This window comes from uncultured Ligilactobacillus sp., assembly GCF_948826705.1.
In the GTDB taxonomy this organism is placed as follows: Bacteria; Bacillota; Bacilli; order Lactobacillales; family Lactobacillaceae; genus Ligilactobacillus.
The window spans coordinates 1-4,489 of sequence record NZ_CAQLEL010000018.1; the positions used below are offsets into that span (position 1 = coordinate 1).

The 4,489-nt window shown below is 40.0% G+C and carries 8 protein-coding genes; 1 reads left to right on the forward strand and 7 read right to left on the reverse strand.

Features of this window, described 5'->3' with window-relative positions:
- On the forward strand, nt 1–703 hold a 703-nt coding region (locus Q9Q35_RS01280; protein ID WP_304651795.1), incomplete at its 5' end, for an NAD(P)/FAD-dependent oxidoreductase.
- Nucleotides 704–1,257: 554 nt separating this feature from the next.
- Here the strand turns inward: Q9Q35_RS01280 and Q9Q35_RS01285 are convergent.
- From Q9Q35_RS01285 to Q9Q35_RS11935, 7 genes are all read right to left on the reverse strand, one after another.
- Nucleotides 1,258–1,446 (reverse strand): hypothetical protein, encoded by a 189-nt coding sequence (locus Q9Q35_RS01285; RefSeq protein WP_304651796.1) that lies wholly within the window; start codon nt 1,444–1,446, stop codon nt 1,258–1,260.
- Between the two features lie 550 nt (nt 1,447–1,996).
- Nucleotides 1,997–2,140 (reverse strand): hypothetical protein, encoded by a 144-nt coding sequence (locus Q9Q35_RS01290; protein ID WP_304651797.1) that lies wholly within the window; start codon nt 2,138–2,140, stop codon nt 1,997–1,999.
- Nucleotides 2,130–2,300, reverse strand: coding sequence for a hypothetical protein (locus Q9Q35_RS01295; protein WP_179854472.1), 171 nt, complete (start codon nt 2,298–2,300; stop codon nt 2,130–2,132). Before Q9Q35_RS01295 ends, Q9Q35_RS01290 begins: the two co-directional genes overlap by 11 nt.
- Before the next feature lie 12 nt (nt 2,301–2,312).
- Nucleotides 2,313–2,744: an ArpU family phage packaging/lysis transcriptional regulator gene (locus Q9Q35_RS01300; protein WP_304651798.1), complete on the reverse strand. Its 432-nt coding sequence runs from the start codon at nt 2,742–2,744 to the stop codon at nt 2,313–2,315.
- Between the two features lie 397 nt (nt 2,745–3,141).
- Nucleotides 3,142–3,330 (reverse strand): hypothetical protein, encoded by a 189-nt coding sequence (locus tag Q9Q35_RS01305; protein WP_025088098.1) that lies wholly within the window; start codon nt 3,328–3,330, stop codon nt 3,142–3,144.
- A 12-nt stretch (nt 3,331–3,342) separates the two neighbouring features.
- Complete coding sequence (locus tag Q9Q35_RS01310) at nt 3,343–3,468, reverse strand: hypothetical protein (protein ID WP_268870045.1); 126 nt, start codon at nt 3,466–3,468, stop codon at nt 3,343–3,345.
- Nucleotides 3,469–4,316: 848 nt separating this feature from the next.
- On the reverse strand, nt 4,317–4,481 hold the full coding sequence (locus Q9Q35_RS11935) for a hypothetical protein (RefSeq protein ID WP_370648866.1): 165 nt from the start codon (nt 4,479–4,481) through the stop codon (nt 4,317–4,319).
- Nucleotides 4,482–4,489: the final 8 nt, after the last annotated feature.

Here is a 4,489-nt window from a genome sequence, read left to right on the forward strand (position 1 = left end):
AGAATATGCATACGGTAGCGTTGAAAAAGTTGAAGTCAATGGTGATTTAAAACAAGTTATTACCGATAGTGAAACTTATGAAGCGCCTGTTGTGATCATTGCCACAGGTTCACAATATCGGAAATTAGGCGTTGAGGGTGAAGAAAAATATGCTGGTCGTGGTGTTTCTTATTGTGCAGTTTGTGATGGTGCTTTCTTTAAAGACCAGCCTCTAGCTGTGATCGGTGGTGGTGATTCCGCCGTTGAAGAGGGTGTCTATTTAGCTAAATTAGCTTCAAACGTCAATATCATCCACCGCAGAGACCAATTACGAGCTCAAAAGATCTTGCAAGAGCGTGCTTTTACTAACGATAAGATCGATTTTACATGGGATACTGTTGTGACAAAGATCAATGGTGATGGACAAAAAGTTACGAGCGTATCGACACATAACAAAAAGACTGGTGAAGATGGTGAGCTAAAGGTCAATGGTGTCTTTATCTATGTGGGGGTCATTGCCTTGACTGAACCGTTCAAAGAGCTTGGGATCACTGATGAACAAGGCTGGATCAAGACCGATGAGTTGATGCGGACTAGTTTGCCTGGTGTTTATGCGATCGGGGATGTTCGGGCTAAAGAATTGCGCCAGATCACGACCGCTGTTGGCGATGGAAGTATCGCCGGCCAACAAGCATTTAATTATTTAGAAAGTTTAAAAGATTAAACTAACAGCACTAGTGGTAGTTTTACTGCTAGTGCTTTTTTGATATCGAATAAATTTTTTGTAAGCGTAAAAGTGCTTGTTATAGCAAGTTTTGCCGATTGATAGTATACTAGATTTGAATTAAGCAGGGGTGTTTTTCCCGCCGTTATGCGCTTTTTAAAGGATGTTTTTTACAGATTTCAAAAAATAAATAGCTAAAAATTGGATAAAAAGAGACCTAGGGGAGACCCTGAGAGAGACCCCGAAAGAGTCGGGCTAGGTGGTTTAGAATAGTGTATGATCTCAAGCGTTGGAAGTTCCAGCGCTTTTTTATTTAGTGATGTGGTGATATAATATTGCCAGGGTTTCTCAGTCGATTAAATTTACCAATGTTTATAAAACAGTTCTTTGACGTCTTGCGATCGTGCAAGGCGTTTTTATTTGCAACGTTTGGGATGTGATCTCTATAATTGGACAACGTGCATCCCTAAGAAGTGATATAATACGTTTAACATGAGTTCCAAAAAGTGGAACTTGCTAAGAAGTCCCTTGCGATCGTGCAGGGGACTTTTTGCTTATTCCGGAAAGCGTTCGGCTAGTTTCTCGTTAGCAAATGCGATCAATGTTTCTAAGTCTTTTTTGGTGGCTACTCTGCAGTAACTGCGTGCCATGGATCTTTTAGCAAGATAGTATTTGCGTGCTTTGTTCTTCTCGTTCCAGCGATTAGAGGCGTCACGTTGCGCCTTGGTCGTTTTCATTGTCATTGGTGGTAACTCCTTACTTGCATTCGTATATTAAATATAATATACTTAGATACGAATAAGGGACTGATAGCCCTAACTATCAGCCCCCGACGTGGTTTGAGAGTTAAACGTGTTAAAGACTAATCGTGATTTTTAAAATCGTGGTTAGTCTTTTTGTATATCCTATATGCGATCATCAGATTAATGGAACATCTTCCAATCGCTAGGATAATAAAGGCGATTGCCAACGCGCTTAACCTTTCTAAATAGTTTCATGCTATGAGCCCCCTCCCGTGTGTCTGATTACTTGAAAAAGACGGGCTATAACTCTCAACTATTCCCACTAGACCAATTCAAAAGGTAGCTAGCCTTTATCCTTGACCATGTCTATATTATGTATTACATTTCATATAAAGACAAGCGCTTTATAGCCTTATTTTGGAACGATTTCATCAAATAGCTATTCAAGCAAACTATAGAATAATGCGAAAAAAGCCGTTTTTTGAATTATTGCCAGTTGAATAGATCGTAAAAAAAGGGATGTGCCAGCAACTAAGCTAGTGCATCCCTTTTAAAATATCTGGAAGTATTTCAACCACTGATACAAGCCGTACACAACGACGATCATGATAAACGGCTCTGCAAAGTCTAGCAACTCTGTTAAGATCTCGGCTACTTTGTCCCGTAACTGTTCAACTGGTGGCTTATCTTTCATCGTCTAACTCCTTTAATCTTTTATCGATCATCAAGCTAAGGCGTTGCAGGTCGTGCCTGCTGGATAGATGCTTGATGTAAAACCTAGAATACCAATGACGGCGTTTTAAATAAACGTTGATCGCTGTAACGATCGCAAGAATGATAATAAATTTTAACAAGTGGGGCCACTCCTAATCTTTGTAAACTGTGAGCGCTGTGCCTGCTGTCATGTCCATAGTTTGAGCAAATAGGGCACAAGCTTCTTTTTTGAGCACGCCGTATCTGGATCGACTGTATTGCAGACGTTCGGCAACTTGCCAGTTTTGTGATCCTTGAATATAGAGGGCTCTAATAATTGTCTTGTGCCGATCGTCTAACGTGTCAAGAATTGCATCGACAAACTCTAAAACTTGCTTGGCGTTGGCTCTATTAACGTTCATGTCTTCCACGCTGTTGGCGCTTGCTGTGCCTTTGGGTGCTAATGATAAACGTACGCTTGAAATAACTGGGATATTTGCTAATCTTTGATACTTGCTATACTCTGTATCAAACCAGTTAGCAACGTTTTTACGTGTTTGCGAGTAGTCTACTTCTTTGGTGTCTGGTGGATCTAATTTCATCATGGATCAACGCTCCTAACTGTAAAAATGGATATTGTTTTAAAAGGCTATATTTTACGTTTTAAGACGTCTAACACTATTTTAGTATAATATCACGCTTTAGGCTGTATAAGGTCGTATGAACGATTATAGAACTGTCAGGCAAGTATATAATGCTTTTAGTCTGTTAGATATGTGATTATTGCAGATCATGCAACTGTCACGCTGTTAGATCGTTTCTGTGGTCACTGAGATAGGTTATATAGCCACTCTGTGAGTTTTAAAATGCTGTCTAGTATAATCATACTCGGACGGTGTTTGATGTCTGTAATCTGTGTCCGTTTGCCTAGTTCTGACGCTTAAAATCGATCGTGTGGGATGTCATACGAAAAAGGGACGCTGTGAGCATCCCTAAGGTTGGTTATTCCATTTCATCAAGTCTAACTTGGATCATCTCAGATAATTCTTTTAGGTCGTCAGCCGTTGCGATGTCTCTAACGTACTTGCGAGCATAAGACCTATAGCGGTAAATGCGTTGTTTGTCTTTGTTCTTGTCGCCCCATTTCTTTGTTGCTCTATTTTGGGCGTCTGTCGTTTTCTTCTCTGTCATCGTGTCAGCTCCCTACTTACCTAGTAACTTTAAAATTAATTCCAGTAATAGCCAAAGAGTAGCAATAACACCAACGATCGCAAAAGTAGCTTTGTTAAGCTTTGCTAGTTTTTTATTAAACTTTTCCACTTTATTCATGACTTTCATTCCTTTCTTGGTTATACTGAAATAAAGGGGCAACCACCCCCTTTATAATTTCAGCTTTTAGAACCGTCCTAGCGACTTGATAAATCTTATAAGGTACTCAATACCTGAGGCGATTGCTCCGAACTCTGCTAAAATTCTAGCAATTGCTTTGATTATCGACCACGCTAACGGTTCTTTTTTGTGGTCTTCCTTTCTTGGTCTCACTGTTTCACCTCCTTAACTTTATATATTTATTATACATTATTAACCTATATAAATCAACTGTTTTTACTAGAAAAATGCTACTTTTTCGACAATAAATAATCAATAAACCAGCCAGTATTATAGGTTTCTTGGTCAATTGGCGTCAATACTTCATCGATAAGCACCCAATATCCTGTATTTGGCGTCAATATAGGTTTTTATTCCGACAAATTCCGACAATTTACCTAATCACTTCCGAACAATCAAGGCGGACCAAGTTTGTAATACACCTTGAAAGAATTCCACCGTTTTTTTAGTAGTTGTTGTAATGGTTATTGTTATATTTGCAGGAACTTATATATTTTTCAACAATCAGGGTTAACAAAAGTTAACATTTTCCGACTTCATAAAATCACGCTCGCAATTAGTCAGATAACCACCACTAAGCCCAGCTATAGTAATGAATAGGGGCTAGGGATGTCATTGCTATTTAAAGTGTGTTTCCTGCAATTTTCTGCAATTCTAGTAACCGGAGGGAACAATTACCCCCAATCAGTCTAAAAAAACACCATAGGTACGTATACGCCATCTGTGTCAACTCCCCTTTTCATTCAGACAAGAGAAATTTTACCAGACTATAAACGCAAAGTAAAGTCCTATTGCCTTTCGAAATTCTTACATATTTCTGGCAGGGCCTGTATCAGGTCCGTGGGAAGCATGGACCGGGCGGAGAGCTTTTCTTGGCAGAGATCCCCAGCCAAGCCATGGAGATAGGCCCCCGCCGCCGCGGCTTCGTAGGCGGGGATCCCCTGGGCCAGCAGCGCGCCGG

Bases quoted from the DNA above. Each gene is read 5' to 3' on its own strand.
- Q9Q35_RS01285 (WP_304651796.1), bottom strand. From the start codon at position 1,446: ATGACAATGAAAACGACCAAGGCGCAACGTGACGCCTCTAATCGCTGG.
- Q9Q35_RS01290 (WP_304651797.1), bottom strand. From the start codon at position 2,140: ATGAAAGATAAGCCACCAGTTGAACAGTTACGGGACAAAGTAGCCGAG.
- Q9Q35_RS01300 (WP_304651798.1), bottom strand. From the start codon at position 2,744: ATGATGAAATTAGATCCACCAGACACCAAAGAAGTAGACTACTCGCAA.
- Q9Q35_RS01305 (WP_025088098.1), bottom strand. From the start codon at position 3,330: ATGACAGAGAAGAAAACGACAGACGCCCAAAATAGAGCAACAAAGAAA.
- Q9Q35_RS01310 (WP_268870045.1), bottom strand. From the start codon at position 3,468: ATGAATAAAGTGGAAAAGTTTAATAAAAAACTAGCAAAGCTTAACAAA.